We start from the raw sequence: 22,072 nt of genomic DNA on the forward strand, positions 1-22,072 counted from the left end.
AGATTTTGATGATTTCTTCGCGCTTGCTCTGCACGGTTGCGCTATTGCTTGATATTTCATTGCTACAGGCCCAAACCCTGACGATTGCGGATATCCGTATCAACGGCCTGCAAAGGGTCTCGGCTGGCAGCGTTTTCGGTGCACTGCCACTAAACATAGGTGAGGAAGCGGACGCCCGCCAACTGGCGCAGGCCACCCGCGCGCTGTTCAAGACCGGATTGTTTCAGGACATCCAGCTGGCACGGGAAAACGATGTGCTGATCATCAATGTGGTGGAGCGCCCGACGGTTTCCAGCATCACGATTGAAGGTAACAAAGCCATCGCAACCGACGATCTGTTGAAAGGCATGAAACAGGCCGGGCTGGGCGAAGGCGAGATTTTCCAGCGTGCCACCCTCGAAGGCCTGCGCAACGAGCTGGCGCGCCAGTACGTTGCCCAAGGCCGCTACTCGGCTTCGGTCGATGCCCAGGTAATCACCCTGCCACGCAACCGGGTCGAGCTCAAAGTCACGATAGATGAAGGCGCCGTCGCCGCCATCAGCCATATCAACGTGGTCGGCAACACGGTATTCAGCGACGAAGAGCTCGCCGATCAATTCACCCTGAAAACCAGCAACTGGCTGTCGTTCTTCAGGAACGATGACAAATACGCCCGCGAGAAGCTCTCCGGCGACCTTGAACGGCTTCGCTCCTACTATCTGGACCGTGGCTATATCAACATGGATATCAGCTCGACGCAGGTCTCCCTCACGCCAGACAAAAAGCACGTCTACATTACCGTCAACATTCAGGAGGGCCGCCGCTACCGGGTGCGCGACGTCAGACTCAGCGGTGACCTGAAAATCCCGGAAGACCAGGTACAGTCACTGCTGCTGGTGCGCAGGGGCCAGGTATTTTCACGACAACTGATGACCACAACGGTTGAGCTGATCACACGCCGCCTCGGCAATGACGGCTACACATTCGCCAACGTCAATGGCGTACCCCAGGTGCACGAGGACGATCACACGGTGAGCCTGGTGTTTGCCATCGACCCCGGCAAGCGTGCCTACGTGAATCGCATCAATTTTCGCGGCAATACCAAGACCCAGGATCAGGTGCTGCGCCGCGAAATGCGCCAGATGGAAGGAGGATGGGCATCCACTTTCCTCATCGACCAGTCCAAGGTACGTCTTGAGCGCCTGGGCTTCTTCAAGGAGGTCAATGTCGAGACGCCGCCAGTGCCGGGCACCGATGACCAGTTGGATGTGAACTACAGTGTGGAGGAGCAATCGTCCGGTTCCATCACCGCCAGTGTCGGCTTCGCCCAGAGCGCCGGGCTGATCCTGAGCGGGTCGATCAGCCAGCGCAACTTTCTCGGCAGCGGGAATTACGCCAGCCTGGGCTTGACCCGCTCCACCTACCAGAGCAAATACAACCTGGGCTTTACAGATCCGTACTTCACCAAGGACGGGGTCAGCCTGGGTTACAACGGTTTTTACAGCAAGACCGATTACAACAATTACTACGACAACGGACGCTCCTATTACGCGCTCAACAGTTTTGGCCTGGGCGCGAAAATCGGCTACCCGATCAGCGAAACTTCACGTTTGAGTTTCGGCCTTACGGCACAACGTGACAGTATCGAGCCGGGCACCTACAGCGCCGATGAAATCTATGAGTTCATTGGCCGAGAGGGCAAGGCGTTCACCAACTTCAAGGCTGAACTTGGCTGGTCGGAATCGACCCTGAACAAAGGCATCCTCGCCACACGCGGGCACTCGCAGAGCCTGAACATGACGGTGACAGTGCCCGGCAGCGACCTCAGCTTCTACAAGCTCGACTATACCGGCCAGACGTTCGTGCCGCTGAGCACTGACACCGCCCTGCGCCTGCATACCAAGCTCGGCTACGCCAATGGCTACGGTTCCACCGATGGCCTGCCCTTCTATGAAAACTACACCGCCGGCGGCGAAGGCTCAGTGCGCGGCTTCAAAAGCGGTACGCTAGGGCCCCGCAACACGCCCGCGACCGGAGCCTATTCCCGCCAGGGGCAGGCGTACTACACCGACCGTGACCGCGATGCGCTGGGCGGCAACGTCCTGATCACGGGCGGCATGGAATACCTGTTCCCCATACCCTTCGTCAAAGACACCAAATCCTTGCGCACCTCCGTGTTCTGGGACGTGGGCAGCGTCTACGCGGATAAATGCTATGTCAGCACCACCCAGGGATGCGGCACTATCGGGCTGGGTCAACTGGCCAGCTCGGTAGGTGTCGGCGTGACCTGGTACAGCCCGTTGGGCCCATTGAGCGTCAATCTGGCCTATCCGATTCGCACCCCTGAAAATGCAGATACGCAGATATTCCAGTTCTCCCTGGGCCAGAGTTTCTGAGTGCACGCACACCTGAAATCTCACTCCGAGGCCTGTCGATACTGCCTCGGGGTGAAGCCGGTGGAGGATTTGAACTGGCGGGTAAATGCACTGTGATCGGTGTACCCACACTGCAACGCCACCTCGGTAATCGGCAGCTCGGAATGCAGCAACAGTCGATGAGCATGCTCCAGGCGCACCTTCTGGATCATCTGCCGGGGCGTAAGCTGGAACACGCGCTTGCAGTAGCGCTCCAGCTGCGCCACGGAAATTCCGGCGATGCGCGTCAGTTCCACAAGGGTTACACGGCGGTGAAAATGTGCGCGAATGTATTCGTCGACCGCCGCCAACCGCTGGTAGGCCGGGTGGGATTCGCTCGCCGACTGCAGATCGACCGAAATACCCGCCAGGCCAATGATCTGGCCGACATCGTTGTACAGCGGCCATTTGTGGGTAAGGCACCAGCCGGGCTCGCGAGTGCCGTAGAGGTGCAATTCGAGCTGGTCTTCAAGCACAACGCCGGCTTGCAATACGCGCCGATCCTGCTCGGTATAGCCGGGGCCCAGTTGCGCGGGAAACACTTCTGCGCTGGTCTTGCCCAACAGCGGCTGCAGCTGCCTGAGGCCGCAACGCTGCACCAGCGTGCGGTTGGCGAGCACGTAGCGGGCATCGCTGTCCTTGATGAAGATCGTCGCATTGGGGATCACATCCAGCAGCGGTAACAGTTGCGCCACGCCAGCCAGCAAGTGCTCGATGCTCTGGGGGCGACAGCCCTGGATAAGGTTCGCAAACGCGCTGTGCATCATGAATCTGACCGCCCCTTCATACGTCGAAGTCCAGCAGATTGCCCCATGCCTAAGGCGCTGTCGAGCACGGCCATTGTGCCGAAATCGTCATCCACAGTTGCGCAAAACATCAATCGGCATGCGGCCGACCCGTTCAGGCTAGGCCAGTCACAAGAAGACGCGGCCATGACTTCTCCCGGCAACGTGCACTGACGGAGCGCTCCATGAAACGATTGCATGTCATCGACTCCCACACCGGCGGCGAACCCACGCGCCTGGTCCTCAACGGCTTTCCTGCACTGGCCGGTACCACCATGGCCGCCCAGCTCGAAAACCTGCGCGCACACCACGATCAATGGCGCCGCGCCTGCCTGCTGGAGCCGCGCGGCAACGATGTGCTGGTGGGCGCGCTGTATTGCCAGCCGGTAACGCCAGGTGCCACCTGCGGGGTGATCTTCTTCAACAATGCCGGTTACCTCGGCATGTGCGGCCACGGCACGATCGGCCTGGTAGCCTCTTTGCATTTTCTCGGCCATATCGGCCCGGGCGACCACCTCATCGACACGCCGGTCGGGAGCGTAACCGCCACGCTGCACACCAACGGCGCCGTTACTCTGCGCAATGTGCCCGCCTGGCGCTACCGCAAACAGGTTGCGGTGCAGGTACCTGGCCATGGCGTGGTACATGGCGATATCGCCTGGGGCGGCAACTGGTTTTTCCTGGTCTCGGACCACGGCCAGGCGTTGCACATGAGCCATGTCGACGCGCTCAGCGACTACACCTGGACGCTGCTCAAGGCCCTCCAGGATCAGGGCATTCACGGGGCGGAAGGTGCGCTGATCGACCATGTCGAATTGTTCGCCGATGACGCCCAGGCTGACAGCCGCAACTTCGTCATGTGCCCAGGCAAAGCCTACGACCGCTCGCCCTGCGGCACCGGCACCAGCGCCAAGCTCGCCTGCCTGGCCGCCGACGGGAAACTCGCCGAAGGCGACATCTGGTTACAGGCCGGTATTACCGGCAGCCAATTCGAAGGCCGTTATGAATGGGATGGCGAACAGGTGCGGCCCTTCATCACCGGCCGCGCCTACGTGACCGCCGACAGCGTACTGCTGATCGACGAGCAGGACCCTTTTGCCTGGGGCATCTGCGCCCCGACCCTATTCGTCTGACACAAGGAGTTGCGACAATGACCCAGAACATCTTCAGCGGCTGCATCCCTGCCCTCATGACGCCCTGCACCCCCGCGCGCACGCCCGACTTCGACGCGCTGGTCGCCAAAGGCCGCGAGCTGATCGATATCGGCATGAGCGCCGTGGTGTACTGCGGCTCGATGGGCGACTGGCCGCTGCTCACCGACGCCCAGCGTCAGGAAGGCGTGGCGCGCCTGGTGGCCGCGGGGGTGCCAACCATTGTCGGCACTGGCGCGGTGAACAGTCGTGAGGCCGTGGCCCATGCAGCGCATGCCGCCAAGGTCGGCGCCCAGGGCCTGATGGTGATTCCCCGCGTACTCTCCCGGGGCGGATCCGCTACCGCGCAAAAGGCCCACTTCGCAGCGATCCTCAATGCAGCGCCGAACCTGCCGGCGGTGATCTACAACAGCCCCTATTACGGTTTCGCAACGCGTGCCGAGCTGTTCTTCGAGCTGCGCCGCCAGCACCCGAATCTGATCGGCTTCAAGGAATTCGGCGGCGCCGCCGACCTGCGCTACGCCGCCGAGAACATCACGTCCCAGGACGACGACGTGACCCTGATGGTCGGCGTCGACACCCAAGTGGTGCATGGCTTCGTCAATTGCAACGCCACCGGGGCCATCACCGGTGTCGGCAACGCGTTGCCGCGGGAGGTGCTGCAACTGGTGGCGCTGAGCCAGAAGGCCGCCCTGGGCGACGCCAAGGCCGCTCGCCTGGCCCGCGAGCTGGAAACAGCGCTGGCGGTGCTGTCTTCCTTCGATGAAGGCTGCGACCTGGTGCTGTATTACAAGCACCTGATGGTGCTCAACGGGGATCAGGGTTACGCGCTGCACTTCAACGAGACCGATGAGCTCAGCGATGCCCAGCGGCGCTATGCCGAGCAGCAATACACATTGTTCCGCAACTGGTATGCCAATTGGGCGCCCGAGGTGTTGGTGTAGGAGCGAACAGGCCATGTGCGATCACCCCCCGCCAGACATCACTGTCGTCGGCGCCGGCATCATCGGTGTTGCCTGTGCTCTGCAACTCTCGCGGCAAGGGCGCCAGGTGCTGGTGATCGATGCGCAGGAACCGGGCATGGGCGCCTCGTACGGCAACGCCGGCCATCTTGCGACCGAGCAGGTGTTTCCGATCGCCGACCTGGCGATCCTCAAACGCCTGCCCGCGATGCTGCTGGACCCCACGGGCCCGCTGCGCCTGGACTGGAAATACCTGCCCCGCGCCCTGCCCTGGTTCGCCCGGCTGCTGCTCAACCTGCGGCCGGACTCCTATCGACGCACAGTGGCAGGTCTTCGGGCCCTGAATGAAGGCAGCCTGGACGCCTGGCGCCGCCTGCTTGAGTCCATCGGACAGCCACAACTGCTGCGCAACGACGGCTCGTTGCTGGTATTCGAGAGAGCCGATTCGCGAAACGCCATCGATGCCTTGCAACAGCGCATGCAGCAACACGGCGTACCGGTGACCTTCTGGCCGGGCGATGCGGTCCGGGCGGGTGCGCCGCAGTTGAGTGAGCGCATCCAGGGCGGTTTGTTTTTTCCGGGCACCGGGCACTTTATCGATCCCTACACGGTGGTGCATGCTCTGGTTAATGCTGCCAAGGCCAACGGTGTACGTTTTATCCAGCGCAAGGTACTCGATGGACGGATTGAAGGCGATGGCGTCACGCTGGCGACCGACCAGGGAACCCTCACCGCACGGCAGGTCCTGATTGCCTGCGGCGCCCACTCCGCCAAACTGACGGAGGCCCTGACCGGCAAGAAAGTCCCGCTGGACACGGAACGCGGCTACCACCTGATGCTGCCCCACGAGCACGGCAGGCTGCCGCTGGCGGTCACCTCGCTGGAGCGCAAGTTCATCATGACCCCCATGAGCGGCGGCCTGCGCCTGGCCGGCACGGTGGAATTCGCCGGACTGGACCGCCCCGCCAACATGGAACGCGCATGGCAACTGTACCGTCTGAGCCAGGGTCTGTTCCGCAAAGACTTGAACCGCCACAACGCGACCCCCTGGATGGGGTTTCGGCCGTCCCTGCCGGACTCGCTGCCGATCATTGATCAAGTCTGTGGGGGCAAAGTGCTGCTCGCGTTCGGTCACCAGCATCTGGGGCTGACCCAGGCCGCGGTGACAGCACAGATGATTGGGCAAATGCTGTCTCATCAGCGCGTCCCGCAATGGGCGTCGTATCGTCTTTCACGGTTCTGAGGGATTAAAAATCAGAATCAAATCCTGGAAGCGGGTCTTTCTGTGGCGAGCGGGCTTGCACTAATACCAGTCAGTTAAACGCAGCTCCCCTGTGGGAGCGGTGGGTCTTCAAGATCAATGTTTGCTGGGCCGACGCCATCGGGAGCAAGCCCCCTCCCACATTTTTTACAGCGTTCGGCAGACCATTTCGGTCGGCTCTCAGGCCGCCGCGCTTTTGATCTTGATCTTAGGCGCCCCGTCAAACACGCTGGCCGAACGCAGGTTTTGGAGCGTGGGTAACCCGGCAGGACGCCGGGTTAGCCGCGCTGGGCCAAGGATGGCCCATCGCGGCGGCCCACGCTCCAAAGCCTGCGTTCGGGCACACCGAGCCTGAGCGAGGTGCCGAGTGTTGGGGCAAGAGCCCTTTTGGTTACTTTTGGGGCTCTTTTCCAAAAGTGACCCGCCGTCAGGGCGGAACCCTAAGTCGCCGTTACCGCACAAACCGATATGTACACCGAAAAGTCGCACCCCTCGTTGCTTCGAGCATCACGCTGGCTTAACTGAACGGCATTAGGGCTTGCCCGCGTTGGGCTGCGCAGCAGCCCCAAAACCATACCCCGTGCAGTGTCAGGTACACCGCGTTTTCCTTGATTGGGGGCGCTTCGCACCCCAACGCGGGGCAAGCCCGCTCGCCACAGAGGCCTCGGCCTGCTTAAAAGTCTTTGAGTCTAGAGGCGGCAGCCCTGAACAATGCCTCGGCAATGTGTTGAATCTCATCGCGCATCCACAGTTTTTCCATCCATCCGGAAGGAATGCCTTGAACTCCGTAGTGAGCGCCGGCCAATTGCCCAACGATGGCAGCGGTTGTATCGGCGTCATCGCCCAGATTTGCTGCTTCGAGTACCGCGTCGGCGAAACAATGGGTGTGATGGAAGCACCAGAATGCAGCCTCCAGGGAAGCCACTGCATAACCGGAACCCACAATGTCTTTACTCGACTTCGCTTGATATTCACTGCCTGCAATAGCCGACACTTTCGGTGCCGACAGGGAGAGATTGGGAAACCGAAGCACATCAGCTTTAGCAGCCCCACTCAATGCATTACTGATCGCTTCAGCCAGTAACAGACAACACTCAATCGCCTCCTGCGCCGCATGGGTGGTGCGAGAGCTGTCTGCCGTGAATGCGCGGACCTGCTGACGATCAGGAAAGTAAAACAGGGCCACAGGCGCCAAGCGCATCATTGAGCCATTGCCTGCGGAATATGGGTCCGTAGAGCCTGCAAATGGATTGCCATTTTTCTGGAAATCAGCCAACGCTTGACGAACCGTCATCCCAATATCAAAACATTCGCCTGTGGAGCTCAAATCCCCATGCGTCCACCATTTAAGGTAACGCGCCATCTGATCTGCCGCGTCAAACCCTCCACTCTGCAACAAGCTCTGCGCCAGGCAGAGTGCCATCGATGTATCGTCCGTCCATTGGCCAGGTTTGAGCTTGAAAGGCCCTCCGCCGACCATATCAACCACGGGCGCGAATGAGCCTCGGGGCATGAATTCGACCGTCGTCCCAACTGCGTCGCCACAGGCCAAGCCGAGCAAACTGCCACGATAGCGATCCAAAAGTGTTATAGCCATGCGTACTCCCTGAGCTAATTCCTCAACGACACACACCTTACTTCACCAACCGCTTCTCCTTGGAGGGGCGATATCCGAAATACGCGCTGTAACACTTGCTGAAATGACTCGGCGATACAAACCCGCACGCCACCAGCACATCCACCTGTGACAACTCGGTGTGCTGCAACAAGCGTCGCGCCTCGGTGACGCGCAGTTCCATGTAATAGCGCTGCGGCGTGGTGCCCAATTGCTCCTTGAACAGCCGTTCGAGCTGACGCCGGGAACGCCCGGCGTAAACGGCCAGTTGGTCGAGTTCGAGGGGTTCCTCAAGGTTGGCGTCCATCAACTTCACCACTTCGCGCAGGGGCGCGCTGACGCAGACGTTTTCGGTCGGTTTGATGCGCCGATAGCGTGACTCCTCGAACGCCAGAATATCTTCGATACCTTCAACCAGCGCCTTGCCATGCAGGCTCTTGATCCAGTCCAGCGCCATATGGAAGGCGCCCGAAGGGCTGGAGGCGGTGAGCCGGTCGCGGTCGATCACGAAGGGTTCGCTGGTGACCTGGGCCGCCTTGGACACTTCCGCAAGTGCCGGCCGGTGCTCCGGGTGGATTGCGCAGCGATAACCCTGCAACAACCCGGCGCGTCCCAGAAACCAGGAGCCATTCCACAACCCGGCGAGACTGATGCCTTGTTCGGCGGCGCTGCGCAGCAGATGGGTGAAGTCTTCGCTGGCCTTGAGCTCGGTGCGAAAGCCGCCGCAGATCACCAGCAGGTCCAGGTCATGCAACGCCGCCGCATCAAGCACAGCGTCGGGGCGAATCACCAGGCCCAGGTCACTGATGACTTCGCCCTCACCCCAGCCGAAGGTGCGCGAGGCGAACAACTCGGGGCGCAGCAGGTTGGCGGTGACCAGGGTATCGAGGGTCTGGGTGAATGCCGGCAGGGAAAAGTGTTCAAGCAACAGAAAGCCGACGCGAGCGACCGAGGCCAACTGCCCGGGATTTTCGTTGAGGTAACGCAGGTTCTTGCCTTTCATGCCGCCGCTGAATTGACGTCTTTCCATCGCAGGGTTGGCCCACTTTTATTGTTGATTGCGTGGGCGCCATCTTAGGGGCAAATCCGCTGGCTGTCTCAACCGGTGGGTAAACAGTCACCTCTTTCAAACCCTTGCCTCATTCGACAAATCGCAATCTGATACGGTTTTATATTCGCCAGCTGCCTCTGTACCGAAAACGCCTGCAGAGGGACAATGGCGCCAACCCGACATTTCTGTCGCCCAACTTCTCGGAGGCTTCATGACCAAGATGGCACTTTTTCTGTTCGGTTTTCTGGTACTGACCATTGGTATCGGCCTACTGGCGACGATATCGCCGGTCTAAGGTTCATCGACCTCTGCCCCATGCGTGTCTTCGCTGTGCAAAAGTACGGCGCACAAAGCAGCTCCGCAAGCGTCATTCCATTCGATTGAGGGCGAAAGATTTCCAGCAAAGCGCTTTCGGCCATCAAAACGCCATAATCTCTGCTATTGTCCAAAGACCTCATCTCCTCATCATCGCCCCCAAGCGATCTTCCGTGGAGCATGCTCTGCGACATCGGCGTTTTCGGTGTCGGCCCTCAATAGCATGGAACGCCCAAGCGATGGATACACCGCCACCCACACCGTCGCAATCGCGCGCCGAAAAGATCGTCGAATTCAAACGTCAGAAAACCCTGCTCAAGACCGGCGCGCTGCAGGATGCCATTTTCAACAGCGCGTATTTCTCCAGTATCGCCACCGATGAAAAAGGCGTGATCCAGATCTTCAACGTCGGTGCCGAACGCATGCTCGGCTATGCCGCCGCCGACGTGGTCAACCGCATCACCCCTGCCGACATCTCTGACCCGGCCGAGCTGATCACTCGCGCCGCCGCGCTCAGCCTGGAGCTCGACACACCCATCACACCAGGGTTCGAGGCGCTGGTGTTCAAGGCCTCGCGGGGTATCGAAGACATTTACGAGCTGACGTATATCCGCAAGGATGGCAGTCGCTTGTCAGCCATGGTCTCGGTGACAGCGTTACGCAACCGCAATGACATGATCATCGGCTACCTGTTGATCGGCACCGACAACACCGCGCGCAAGCAGGAAGAAGCCGAGCGCAAAGGCTTCGAACGCGCCCTCGAAGAAAAGAACCTGGAGCTGGAACACGCCAGCCACATGAAGTCCGAATTCCTCGCCACCATGTCCCATGAGTTGCGCACGCCGTTGAACGCGGTGATCGGCTTTTCCGAAGCCCTCAAGGATGGGCTGGTGGGCGACATGAGCGACACCCAGCGTGAATACATCGGCGACATTTTTACCAGCGGCCAGCACTTGCTGTCGCTGATCAATGACATTCTCGACCTGTCCAAAGTCGAGGCCGGGATGATGGACCTGGAGCTGGAAGCCGTTGAACTGTCAGGCTTGCTCGCCAACAGTCTGTTGATCGTGCGCGAAAAAGCCGCGCTGCAGCGTATCCAGTTGAAACTCGACAGCCCGGACGACTTCGGCTGGCTCGAGCTGGACCTGCGCAAGACCAAACAGATCGTCTACAACCTGCTGGCCAACGCGGTCAAATTCAGCGAGCACGGCAGCTCGGTGACCCTGGCCGTGCGCGAAGTCAGCCGCGATCAGGTCGGTCTGGTGCCCGGCGACTGGCCAGTGCACAACTTTGCGTTGCCGCCCGGCTCGCACACACAGTTTCTCGAACTGAGCGTCAGCGATACCGGCATCGGTATTGCCAAGGACGACATGGGCAAGCTGTTCAAGGCCTTCAGCCAGATCGACAGCAGCCTGGCGCGCAAATTCGAAGGCACAGGTCTTGGCCTGGCGATGGTCAAGCAGTTGACCGACCTGCATGGCGGCAGCGTCGCCGTGGCCAGCCGCGAAGGCCTCGGTGCGCGCTTTGTGGTGTGGCTGCCGCTGCGCCGGACTCTGGAGGCCACATGGCCGCAATCCTGATCGTCGAAGACAACGAAGCCAACATGCGCCTGGCTCGTCTGCTGCTGGTGAATGCCGGCCACAGCGTGTTGTGGGCCGCCGACGCCGAAAGCGGCCTGACCATGGCGCGCGAGCTACAACCGGCGCTGATTCTGATGGACATTCAACTGCCTGGCATGGACGGCCTGGCGGCAACACGCTTGCTCAAGCAAGACCCACATACCGCGCATATCCCGGTGATCGCCCTCACCGCCATGGCCATGAAAGAGGACCGGGAAAAAACCCGCCTGGCCGGCTGCGACGCCTATGTGATCAAACCCCTGCGCTACAAGGAGCTGTACCAGGTGATCGACACCCTGCTGAACTCGTCCATTACACCTCTAGCATGAGTCCTCTCCATGGCCAGCTCACCTGCAACGCTGTTGATCGTTGATGACGACGCTCATATACGCAAACTCCTGGAAACCCTGCTGCACCACGAGGGCTACCTGACCCTGAGCGCCGCCAGCGGTGAAGAGGCCTTGCACCTGATAGCCAGCACCCCGCCCGACCTGGTGTTGCTGGACGTCATGATGCCCGGCATGGACGGCTACGAAGTGGCCAGCCAGCTCAAGGGCAATCCCGTCACCGCGAATATCCCGATCATCATGCTCTCGGCGCTCAGCGAATCCGAGGCACGGGTCAACGGCCTGCAAAGCGGTGCCGAGGAGTTCATCACCAAGCCGGTGGAGCGCCTGGAGCTGTGGCTGCGGGTGCGCAATCTGCTGCGACTGAAGGCCCACAGCGATCAGCTCAGACAGCACAACCTGATGCTCGAACAGCAGTTGCTGAAACACACCAGTCCAAACGCGCAGATGAACGTGCATGACCTGGCCCGCCAGGACCTGGAATACGCCCTGCGTGCAGCGGTTGAACGCAATGAGTTCGCCCTGCACTACCAGCCCAAGGTCGAGCTGGCCAACGGCGAAGTCTGTGCCCTGGAGGCCTTGCTGCGCTGGGATCGGCCTGGCTATGGCCCGGTCTCACCTGCCGTGTTTGTTCCTGTACTGGAAGACCTTGGCCTGATCGTGCCGGTGGGCCGCTGGGTGATCGAGCGCGTCTGCCAACAGATCGCCACGTGGCAGTTCAACGGCATAGGCGCGGTGGAGGTGTCGGTCAACGTGTCCGGCCATCAATTGATTGAGGGTGACCTGATCGCCGATATCGAGCGCACCCTGGTCACCACCGGAGTGGAGGCACACTGGCTGGAGGTGGAGCTCACCGAGAGCTCACTGATGGAAAACACCGAGCACACCATCGCCGCCCTGCAACGCTTGCGCGCCATGGGGGTAAAAATCTCCATCGACGACTTCGGCACAGGCTACTCAAGCCTGGCGTACCTGCGACGGTTTCCCATCGATACGTTGAAGATCGATATCGCGTTCATCCGTGAGGTCACCACCAACCCGCAGGATGCGGCAATCACGCGCACCATCATCGAACTGGCCCACAGCCTGAACCTGCGGGTGGTCGCCGAGGGCGTCGAGACCCAGGCGCAGTTGACGTTCCTGAAAGAGGCCGGCTGCGACCAGATTCAGGGGTATCTGTTCAGCCGACCGTTGCCGGTGGAGACGCTGGAGCGGTTATTGCTGGATAGAATGAAGTAAGCCTACGCAGCCCGATCAGGTGAGCGGCCTCGTCACAGGAATGAGCTCGCCTGAAACCACGCATGGCTGAATCGAAACACAATGTCATCTAATGCACGATAGCGCGAGGGAATCAATAACGTGACCGGGGCGACAGAAGGTTAGTAGCCTCTCAGCCCAAACAAGGCCTTTTCATGCAACGTGTCTCCACTCTCACCCCAGCGTTCAATCAGCCATTACCTGCCCTGCCAACCGCCTCCGGGCAACCACTTTCCAGACAACAGCGCGACGCCCAGGCGCCCCCCGAACCTGGCACTTCCCGCGCCGACGGCGACCGCGAACTGGCCATGCAATACCGCAACGCGCTCCTTGTTGCCGCCCAAAGCAGCACCACGCCCACCATCAATCACGTGCCGCCCCACTCCACCTTCGGCCAGTGGTGGGGCCAACTACGTGACGCGTTCCAGTCCACCGATGTGCGCCAGTGGATTCAAGACCACGGTATCAACCGCAGCTCGATCACGCTCGACCCACAGACGGGCGAAATCGCCTTCATGGTCAAGGGAAAACCGCACAAGGCAGGGCAAGACGATGCCCATTGGCGCGCAGTCAGCGGGCCCATTATCGAAGCTGCGCGTTTACTCGAAGTGGGAACCGCCTTCAAGCCACCTGTCACCCAGGTCGATGAACCGGTTCCGTGGTGGATCGTCGGACGTTTTTATCAAGAGCCCAACGGGTCGACACCGTTCGAAAGGCGTCAACGCGCGCAGACCATCGAGCGCGATCAGAACTTCAGGCCACTCGACCCGAACACACGCCGAGCGTTGATCAGCGCGCGTAGTGAAGATGCACTCTTCGAGCAGAAAGCAGCGCTGGCCGATATCCATACCCGCCACGTTGCCGCCTCCACGCTGCAATACGTGGCGAACACCGTGAAAAATGGCATCGACTATCACGGGCAGATTGAAAACGAGTTAAAGAAGCACGTTTATCTCTCTGAACACGCCTCCTACTATCCGGATAGAACCGGCAAAACGAACCGGGTCAGCCTTGTGAAATTACTCAAGGACCACGGCTGGGACATTCCAACGAATCACCAGCAGTTAGAGAACCTGGCGACCGCACTGGCAACGCCTGCCCTCACCTCACCCATCCATGGCAACCTGGGGGGCGCACTGGCCTGGCCCGAACCCCTTGAGCAGGACAGACAGCGTCAACTCAAGCAGGTTATCCACTCAGCTCGACTCGGCACTGTGAGGGTATTTCACGATGACACCGTTCTCACTCATTTGCTGCGCGACAGGCCTGTTTCCCCGCAAGAGCTGCGCGATCCGCGGCGGCTGCTCAATGACTTGCTCAGGTCCCCCAAGGGCAAGGCATTGGGCGAAGCACTTCAAGCCTTTTTCGAGCAGCTCGCCATCAAGGGCAGCCCCAGCGACTGGCTGCTGGCAGCCCTGAACCTGGAGAGCAGCAGCAACATCGAAGGCGTGACGACTCACTCCCCGCAGCCCCATATCGAGGGCTTCCCACTGGTCACCGCGCAAAACGCCGACAAGACACCCTCAATCATCGTCAAGGAGCTGGCTGAATACCTGCTCGCCAACGGCAACGCCGAATCCGCCGAGACGGCAACCATCAGGGCTCACCTGCAACTGGCCAGACTAGCGCCACAGTTTCTGGTCAACGACATCCCCAAACAAGTGAAAGTAGGTGCTCATAGCTGGGTCAGCTTCACCACAGCGGTTGCCCGTATCGAAGCGAAAGCACCTGGAACAACGGCAGGGATGAGCTATGCGCAGATCATGCTGCATGCCAGCGCTGCGCCGATTAACGATCACGAGCGTCAGGTCGAGTACGCCGCCCAGCAAGACGCGATCAAGGACTGGGCTGTTGCAAATGGCTTGGGCTATCCGGTAACCGAAAGCGCGCTGACCGAAGTGTGTAACGCATTCAACAACCAGATTGGCGAACTGCGCGAAGCCGCAGAAACGCAAGTCCCACAAATGCCGACAGCCAGCGCCCTTGCCTTGGAGCAATTGAAAAAAGCGCTGCCGGACATGGACCCGAAACTGTTCGAAGCGAAATGCATTGAGCTCGAACCCTCCAACAAGGACTTCCCAGGCCCTTACTCGATACTGGATCTGTTTATCGATGGCCGCTTCCTGCGACAAGCGCCGGATGGAAATTTAACGGTTGGGCTGTTTTGGCTGAAATTCATACCCGGGGTGATTTCAATACCGATTGGCGACGACTTTACTCGCGGCACCTGGAACGCGTTGTCAAAAGGAATCGACATCAAGGCGGTACTGGAAAAAATCAAGGATTTGCCCTCCCCGCAGCAGCTTTTCGAAACGGCATTTACCGATTACGCCAACGCGGTGAAGAAGACGACTGCGGCACAAATAAAAACCCTGGTTTCAAACCTGCCACTGGAAGACCGACAGAATCTTGAGTTTGGAAAAATAACCGTCCGTACGGAAATCGACTACTGGCGAAACGATCATCCCCTACCCGTTGAAAAAGGCACTGTACTGGTCGAAACCGTGCGCAACGGTACATCTGTTACTTATGCAATCAATCGGCTGAAGGGCACCATCACCCAACTACCAGGCAAGGTCTACAAGGAGCGCCAGCCCACCGACAGTTGGCATCCTTCCAAAGGAAAAAGATACGACGTCATAACGCCCGGTGGTGAGTATCCCTCCAGACTGACGGATGAAAAAAAAGGTGAACACGGCACACCCTACAGCTACGCCAGTGACAGAACCCGCTACCTTGCCGAGGCTGTCATCGCAGACATGGAACTGCCTGCGATAAAGCGCTACGCCAAAGGTGCGACAACCTTTGAAACGCAAGTGCCCACTTACCGCATCATCGAAGAGATTGCGCTCAACCTGATCCCGTTCCGGTCGGCGATCAAGCATTTCATCGAGGGCAAAACGCTCGAAGGTTTCGTTGACCTGGCGTTCGATATCTTTGGCTTCGCGGTCGGCCTTGGCGCCGCGGCCAAGGTCACGAAAGCCCTGTCAGTTGGAGCCTCGGCACTGTCCAAAATCGCCCGTGCGGGCAAGATCCTCGGCCGTGCAGCGGTAGGCACGCTCAATCCTCTGAGCGGTCTGGATGACCTGGCCCGGGGGGCTATCAACCTCGCTCGCCGGGGCGTTTCCCGCGCGGAAAAGCTACTGGCAGGGTTGACGAAAGTTGATGTGGCCGCACTGGCGAAAAAACCCAATATCGCCCAAGGCACACTTAAGGGGGTCAATGGCGCAAGTGATGTCGGGGCACTGGCGAAATTGGACGAAGCGACCGGTCAATGGCATGCCATCAACCCAGCCACGCAAAAACCCTTCGGGCCGCCGCTAGAGAACTTTCAGGCCAAGGTGATTTCCAGCGGTGAACTCTGCGAAAACATGAAGACGTTGTATAAAAAACTGGATAAGAGCACCCAACTGGACATTTGTTATGCGACTGCGTTACGCGCCGCCCAGGCCGACAGAAAGATCACTGACACGGCGTTCAAGATGATCGTTCCCGAAGTACTCAATGGCGGATCACAGACCTATAACCGCATGATGCAAATCCGTCCGGACACTCTGAAAAGCAGCTTTAATGCAGCCGACATTACCGAATCAGGCATCGTTACCTTTGTCAGCCGGCGCGGCTATAACAAGGACAAAATCGTGCACGCCGCCTATATTCAAAAAGCCCCCGACGGCCAATTGTACCTCTACCACTCCAACTCTCTGTCGCTGGACCACGCCTTAGGTGGCACCAGGCTGCAGCCTGCCACCGCAGGCACGGCTAACGTCTATACGTTGGGTCAGGAACAGCAGGCCGGCATTCAACGTTTCATGGATGACGGCGGCGGCTACGACATGGTGTTCGCTCCTTCCAGCACCCTGGAGTCCAGCATCAGGCGTCGCGCCGCCTGAGCCTGCCTCATCCCTCAAAGTGAATGGAATCACTTTGAACCCGCACCCGGGCGCGGCCCTCCAACCTGCATACACCACGGCCCGGAACGCGCTCGATGACATTCATTCTATGGTTGGCCGTACTCGGCGCCGTATTGCTCACCCTCGCCCTCACCTCCTCCTACCTGCGCTGGATGCCGGTGACCACCTCGGCGGTGTGCCTGTTGCTGGGCGTCGCGATTGGTCCGCTGGGGGTTGACCTGTTGCACCTGGACATCAAGGGTTCCGCGCGCTGGATGGAACACCTGACCGAAGTCGCCGTGCTGTTTTCGCTGTTTGTCAGCGGCCTCAAGCTGCGCCTTCCGCTCAGCCATCGCCTCTGGCGCATCGCGTTCGGCATGGCCGGGCCGGTGATGCTGCTGACCATCCTCGGCACCTGCCTGGCGCTGCATTACCTGCTGCAATTGTCGTGGGGTGTGTCATTGCTGGTGGGGGCAATCCTGGCACCCACCGACCCGGTGCTGGCCGGCCTGGTACAGGTCAACAATGCCCAGGACTACGACGCGCTGCGCTTTGGCCTCTCGGGCGAGGCCGGTTTGAACGACGGCACGGCCTTCCCCTTCGTGATCTTCAGCCTGCTGTTCATGCAGCATGGCGGCTTTGACGGCGACTGGCTCGGCGGCTGGGTCCTGAAGAATCTGATCTGGGCAGTGCCAGCCGGGTTGCTGGTGGGTTACTGGATGGGCCGGGGCATCGGCCGCGTCACCTTGTGGCTGCGCATCACCCACGACGACAGCACCCTGTCGCCCAATGACTACCTGACCCTGGCGCTGATCGCACTGGCCTACGTGGTCGCCGAAGCGATCGGTGGCTACGGTTTTCTGTCGGTGTTCGCTGCCGGGCTCGGCCTGCGCCAAGCCGAACTCAAATCCACCGGCAACGCCAGGACACCCGCCGAGCACCTGGCACTGCCCGTGGTCGGTCACCTGGAAGTGGAGCCGGAGCGTGCCCTGCAAGGCGACGTCAGTGAACTGGCCGATACGCAGATTGCGGCAGGCGTGATGATGGGCGACATGCTCTCGTTCGGCAGCCTGGTGGAACGCTCGATGGAAGTGTTTCTGGTGACCGTCTTGGGCATCGTGCTGGTCAGCCATTGGGACTGGCGCGCGCTGTTGGTGGCGGCATTGCTGTTTTGCGTGATTCGCCCGGTCAGCGTATTCGCCATGCCCTGGGGCAGCCTGGTCGACCGCCAGCAACGCGGCCTGATGGGTTGGTTCGGGATTCGCGGCATCGGCAGCATCTACTACCTGTTCTACGCCCTCAACCATGGGCTGATCGGCACCAGCAGCGCCGTGGCGGTGAACCTTACCGTGTCGGTGATTGCCCTGAGCATCGTCGTGCATGGCCTGAGTACCCAGCCAATGCTGGCATGGTATGAACGACGAGCCAGGGCGAAGGGTCAGTCCTGACGCTCAGTATTGCCGACGTCTGCCGCGTCATCCAGATCGTTGAGAGGCACAGTGGCATCCTCCTTGAGCGGCGCGGTGGCATCGTCCATCAACGAGCCCGGGTCTTCGTTGCCCGGATCGTTGGGGTCGTCTTCCAGGTCGAGTTCTTTTGACATGACGTTCTCCTCTAGCCGCCCTGAGTATCGATATCGGCATCGGTTTCAGGTTTGTGCTCGGGCTCGGGTTCGAAATCCGGGCTGAACTCGTTCTCCTTTGCCTTGGGGTCGCTGGCAGCCGCTGGATCCTTGGGCGCATTGACAGCGCTGCCTGTGGCCGGCGCGCCGCCATCGATGGCCGGGTCGTTACGGTTGCTGGTTTGCGGGTCGTCGCTGGTGTTCATGGGGCACCTCTTCGCAGGTCTGAGGGAAATCTGTACTGCGTAAAACTAAGGCGCCGCGCCGACGAGCGAAGTTCCTTCCGAGTGCTCAGCGGATCGGATTGTCGACCTGGATATAGAACGCATAAATGCCCAGCACCAACCAGAACACCATGAACAGCCAGGGTGCACGCATGGAGAACAACAGCGACTTGCGATAGCCCTTGTGGGAGGACTCCATTTCGGAAAACAGCGGCGACTCATCGTAGGCCATGCCCATCACCGGTTCGCTGCGCAGCAGTTCGCTCTGTTTGTAGTGCCAGTGGTCGATGATTTCATACGCCGCGCGAATACCGGGCCAGGCATTCAGCGAACTCAAAATACCCAGCGCCACCAGGAACACCGGCACCACCAGGGTAAACAGCTTGCCCCACTCCGGATTGAGGTTGCCCATGCCGGAGACGAAGGCGATCACCAGGAATGACTGCGCGGTGAGGTAGGCATCGGTGCGGTTGGCGAGGATGGTGGTTTCGTACTGGATTTCTCGGCGGTAGAAGTCCAGCCGGTCCTTGGGCGAACCGAAGATCTTGGCGTTGTGCTCGCTGTGGTCGGTCAGGGCCGATTCCGGGGTATCGGGCGAGATGATGGTTGGCACGACGGTACTCCGCAGATTGTCGAATGCCAATTAGAAGAATCGAGCGTGGGCGAAGTTCAAGTTAGTTACGCACCATTAAAGAGCACTGCGCGAGCGATCTGAGGTGGAACGCCCTATCGTGGCGAACGGGGCACCGTGGCGAGCGGGCTTGCCCCGCGTTGGGGTGCGAAGCGCCCCCAATCGAGCAAAACGCGGTGTGCCTGATACGGCTCAGCGCCTGGCTTTGGGGCTGCTGCGCAGCCCAACGCAGGACAAGCCTGCTCGCCACAGGGAATCTGCGCTTAAAGGGCGAGCCCGCTCGCCACAAGTAATCGGCGCCTGAAGGCCATTTCGGCACATGCATTGCTTAACCCTTTCATCTGCCCGTAAACAGGAGCAAGCGTTACCCCCCGACCCAGAGCCCCCCCACCAGAAAGAAAGGACCAGGCCTGTTGGCACCCTGCGCCACGGGCTCATATAAAAAATGCGTTTTTAAAAGCGGCAGTGCCACCCATGCACCCCTGGGCACTGACAAGGTATCGGAATGGCTCGATCTTTCTTTGACGAAATGAATGACGCGAACGGCGAGTGCCGTGCGCATTACCAGGATTTCTCGCGCTGGCTGGCCAATACGCCGCCGGAACTGCTGGCCCAGCGTCGCCGCGAGGCAGATTTGCTGTTTCACCGCGCCGGCATCACGTTCACCCTGTACGGCGATGAACAGGACACCGAGCGCCTGATCCCCTTCGACATCATCCCGCGCAGCATTCCCGCCAGCGAGTGGAGCGTGATCGAGCGCGGCTGTATCCAGCGCGTCAATGCGCTGAACATGTTCCTCGCCGACATCTACCACGACCAGCGCATCATCAAGGCCGGCATCATTCCGGCGGAACAGGTGCTGGGCAACGAAGGCTATCAAAAGGCAATGGTCGGGCTAGACCTGCACCGCGGCATCTACTCGCACATCTCCGGCGTCGACCTGGTGCGCGACGGCGACGGCACCTACTACGTGCTCGAAGACAACCTGCGCACCCCCAGCGGCGTGAGCTACATGCTCGAAGACCGCAAGATGATGATGCGCCTGTTCCCCGAAGTGTTCGCCAGACAGCGCATCGCGCCGGTGGACCACTACCCCAACCTGCTGCTCAAGACCCTCAAGAGTTCCAGCCGCCTCGACAACCCGAATGTGGTGGTGCTGACCCCCGGCCGCTTCAACAGTGCGTTTTTCGAGCATGCCTTTCTGGCGCGGGAAATGGGCGTGGAACTGGTGGAAGGCGCCGACTTGTTCGTGCACGACCTCAAGGTATTCATGCGCACCACCGACGGGCCCAAGGCCGTCGACGTGATTTACCGCCGCATCGACGACGCGTTCCTCGACCCGCAGGCGTTCAACGCCGAATCCATGCTCGGCGTGCCCGGCCTGGTGGCCGCCTATTGCGCGGGCAACGTGGTGCTGGCCAACGCCATCGGTACCGGCGTGGCCGACGACAAGTCGATCTACCCCTACGTGCCGGCGATGATCAAGTTTTACCTGGACGAAGAACCGATCCTGCAGAACGTGCCGACCTTCCAGTGCCGCAAGCCTGATGAACTGTCCCACGTGCTGGCCAACCTCGGCGAGCTGGTGGTCAAGGAAACCCAGGGTTCCGGCGGCTACGGCATGCTGGTGGGCCCCGCGTCCACGACCGCCGAGATCGAGGACTTCCGCCAACGCATCAAGGCGCGCCCCCATGCCTACATCGCCCAGCCGACCCTGAGCCTGTCCACCTGCCCCACGTTCGTCGAAAACGGCATTGCGCCCCGGCATATCGACTTGCGCCCCTTTGTCCTCTCGGGCAAGGAAACCCGTCTGGTGCCCGGTGGTCTCACGCGGGTGGCGCTGCGTGAAGGCTCGCTGATCGTCAACTCGTCGCAGGGCGGCGGAACCAAGGACACCTGGGTGGTGGAGGACTGAATATGCTGAGTAGAACCGCCGCAGATCTGTACTGGATGTCACGTTACCTGGAGCGCGCCGAAAACCTGGCACGCATGCTCGAAGTCAGTTACTCGTTGTCGCTGATGCCCCAGGCCGGGCGCAGTGACGGGCTGGACGAACTGGCCATGTCGCTGCTCAGCAGCGGCACCCTGGAAAATTACCTGGAGCGCCACCAGACCCTGGACGCCGAACGCATGCTGCACTTCTTCGCCCTCGACGAAGAAAACCCGGCCAGCATCTACAACTGCCTGCGCGCCGCACGCGGCAATGCCCATGCGGTACGCGGGCGCATCACCGCCGACATGTGGGAAAACCTCAACGCCACCTGGCTGGAAATGCGCAGCATCGCCGCCGGCGGCCTCGCACGACATGGCATCAGCCACTTCTGCGACTGGGTCAAGCAGCGCTCGCACCTGTTTCGCGGCGCCACCTCGGGCACCATCATGCGCAATGACGCCTACCGCTTCATCCGCCTGGGCACCTTTGTCGAACGCGCCGACAACACCCTGCGCCTGCTGGATGCGCGCTACGAGATGTTCGGCGAAGAGTCCGAAGAAGTCAGCGACCTGTCGGCACGCGGCTACTACCAGTGGAGCGCTCTGCTGCGCGCATTGTCGTCCTTCGAGGCGTATACCGAGCTGTACCCGAATGCCCTCAACGCGCGCTCGGTGTCCGAACTGCTGCTGTTGCGCAGCGACGTTCCACGCTCGTTGCACGCCTGTATCGAGGAACTGAGCCAGATCCTCGCTGACCTGCCCGGCAGCTACGGCCGCACCGCGCAACGCCTGGCGGCGGAGTTCGAGGCGCGGCTGCGCTACACCGGCATCGACGAGATTCTGGAGGACGGCCTGCATATGCGCTTGATCGAGTTCATCGACACCGTGCGCGAACTGGCCCGATCCATCCAAAGTTCCTACCTGGAAGTGGTCTGAAAGGGAGGCTGCGCAGCGCTCTGTGGCGAGCGGGCTGTTGTGGCGAGCGGGCTTATTGTGGCGAGCGGGCTTGCCCCGC

The 22,072-nt window shown here is 60.4% G+C and carries 17 protein-coding genes; 11 read left to right on the top strand and 6 right to left on the bottom strand.

The annotated features are described in order from the left end of the window. Positions 1 to 8: 8 nt before the first annotated feature. Positions 9 to 2,375, top strand: a complete 2,367-nt coding sequence (gene bamA, locus RHM60_RS03550) for an outer membrane protein assembly factor BamA (protein ID WP_322213636.1) — start codon at positions 9 to 11, stop codon at positions 2,373 to 2,375. Positions 2,376 to 2,395: 20 nt separating this feature from the next. Here the strand turns inward: bamA and RHM60_RS03555 are convergent, their stop codons facing one another. Next, positions 2,396 to 3,160 (bottom strand): AraC family transcriptional regulator, encoded by a 765-nt coding sequence (locus RHM60_RS03555; RefSeq protein WP_209982147.1) that lies wholly within the window; start codon positions 3,158 to 3,160, stop codon positions 2,396 to 2,398. A gap of 203 nt (positions 3,161 to 3,363) precedes the next feature. Here RHM60_RS03555 and RHM60_RS03560 point away from each other — a divergent pair, with 203 nt between their 5' ends. Genes RHM60_RS03560 through RHM60_RS03570 form a run of 3 tightly spaced genes read left to right on the top strand, consistent with a single transcriptional unit; the run spans position 3,364 to position 6,534 of the window. Next, positions 3,364 to 4,311, top strand: a complete 948-nt coding sequence (locus RHM60_RS03560) for a 4-hydroxyproline epimerase (protein WP_322213637.1) — start codon at positions 3,364 to 3,366, stop codon at positions 4,309 to 4,311. Positions 4,312 to 4,328: 17 nt separating this feature from the next. Then, positions 4,329 to 5,273, top strand: a complete 945-nt coding sequence (locus RHM60_RS03565; RefSeq protein ID WP_322213638.1) for a dihydrodipicolinate synthase family protein — start codon at positions 4,329 to 4,331, stop codon at positions 5,271 to 5,273. 13 nt (positions 5,274 to 5,286) lie between these two features. Further along, entirely contained in the window at positions 5,287 to 6,534 is a 1,248-nt protein-coding gene (locus tag RHM60_RS03570) for an FAD-dependent oxidoreductase (RefSeq protein WP_322213639.1), read from the top strand. A gap of 691 nt (positions 6,535 to 7,225) precedes the next feature. Here RHM60_RS03570 and RHM60_RS03575 read toward each other — a convergent pair. Beyond that, entirely contained in the window at positions 7,226 to 8,149 is a 924-nt protein-coding gene (locus RHM60_RS03575; RefSeq protein WP_322213641.1) for an ADP-ribosylglycohydrolase family protein, read from the bottom strand. A 37-nt stretch (positions 8,150 to 8,186) separates the two neighbouring features. After that, on the bottom strand, positions 8,187 to 9,170 hold the full coding sequence (locus RHM60_RS03580) for a GlxA family transcriptional regulator (protein ID WP_322214571.1): 984 nt from the start codon (positions 9,168 to 9,170) through the stop codon (positions 8,187 to 8,189). Between the two features lie 602 nt (positions 9,171 to 9,772). Between RHM60_RS03580 and RHM60_RS03585 the strand changes: the two genes are divergently transcribed. The 5 genes from RHM60_RS03585 (at position 9,773) to RHM60_RS03605 (ending at position 18,097) form a co-directional block, all read left to right on the top strand. Then, positions 9,773 to 11,113, top strand: a complete 1,341-nt coding sequence (locus tag RHM60_RS03585) for a PAS domain-containing sensor histidine kinase (protein ID WP_322213643.1) — start codon at positions 9,773 to 9,775, stop codon at positions 11,111 to 11,113. Then, positions 11,098 to 11,481, top strand: a complete 384-nt coding sequence (locus RHM60_RS03590; protein ID WP_322213645.1) for a response regulator — start codon at positions 11,098 to 11,100, stop codon at positions 11,479 to 11,481. The genes RHM60_RS03585 and RHM60_RS03590 overlap by 16 nt, the downstream gene beginning before the upstream one ends. 9 nt (positions 11,482 to 11,490) lie before the next feature. Continuing rightward, the gene (locus RHM60_RS03595; RefSeq protein ID WP_209982161.1) at positions 11,491 to 12,738 is read left to right on the top strand and encodes an EAL domain-containing protein; all 1,248 of its coding nucleotides are present in this window, start codon (positions 11,491 to 11,493) and stop codon (positions 12,736 to 12,738) included. A 173-nt stretch (positions 12,739 to 12,911) separates the two neighbouring features. Further along, entirely contained in the window at positions 12,912 to 16,649 is a 3,738-nt protein-coding gene (locus RHM60_RS03600) for a hypothetical protein (RefSeq protein ID WP_322213647.1), read from the top strand. Between the two features lie 95 nt (positions 16,650 to 16,744). Next, positions 16,745 to 18,097, top strand: a complete 1,353-nt coding sequence (locus RHM60_RS03605; protein WP_322213649.1) for a sodium:proton antiporter — start codon at positions 16,745 to 16,747, stop codon at positions 18,095 to 18,097. Here the strand turns inward: RHM60_RS03605 and RHM60_RS03610 are convergent. From RHM60_RS03610 to RHM60_RS03620, 3 genes are all read right to left on the bottom strand, one after another. Continuing rightward, positions 18,088 to 18,252, bottom strand: a complete 165-nt coding sequence (locus RHM60_RS03610) for a hypothetical protein (RefSeq protein WP_209982167.1) — start codon at positions 18,250 to 18,252, stop codon at positions 18,088 to 18,090. The genes RHM60_RS03605 and RHM60_RS03610 overlap by 10 nt on opposite strands. Before the next feature lie 11 nt (positions 18,253 to 18,263). After that, positions 18,264 to 18,476: a hypothetical protein gene (locus RHM60_RS03615; protein WP_231421337.1), complete on the bottom strand. Its 213-nt coding sequence runs from the start codon at positions 18,474 to 18,476 to the stop codon at positions 18,264 to 18,266. Between the two features lie 85 nt (positions 18,477 to 18,561). After that, positions 18,562 to 19,107, bottom strand: a complete 546-nt coding sequence (locus tag RHM60_RS03620) for a hypothetical protein (RefSeq protein WP_209982171.1) — start codon at positions 19,105 to 19,107, stop codon at positions 18,562 to 18,564. Positions 19,108 to 19,630: 523 nt separating this feature from the next. Here RHM60_RS03620 and RHM60_RS03625 point away from each other — a divergent pair. Continuing rightward, positions 19,631 to 21,040, top strand: a complete 1,410-nt coding sequence (locus tag RHM60_RS03625) for a circularly permuted type 2 ATP-grasp protein (protein ID WP_322213652.1) — start codon at positions 19,631 to 19,633, stop codon at positions 21,038 to 21,040. Between the two features lie 2 nt (positions 21,041 to 21,042). Next, positions 21,043 to 21,993, top strand: coding sequence for an alpha-E domain-containing protein (locus RHM60_RS03630; RefSeq protein ID WP_209982174.1), 951 nt, complete (start codon positions 21,043 to 21,045; stop codon positions 21,991 to 21,993). Positions 21,994 to 22,072 lie beyond the last annotated feature (79 nt).

The sequence above is a fragment of the Pseudomonas sp. MH9.3 genome (assembly GCF_034354675.1).
Lineage (GTDB): Bacteria > Pseudomonadota > Gammaproteobacteria > Pseudomonadales > Pseudomonadaceae > Aquipseudomonas.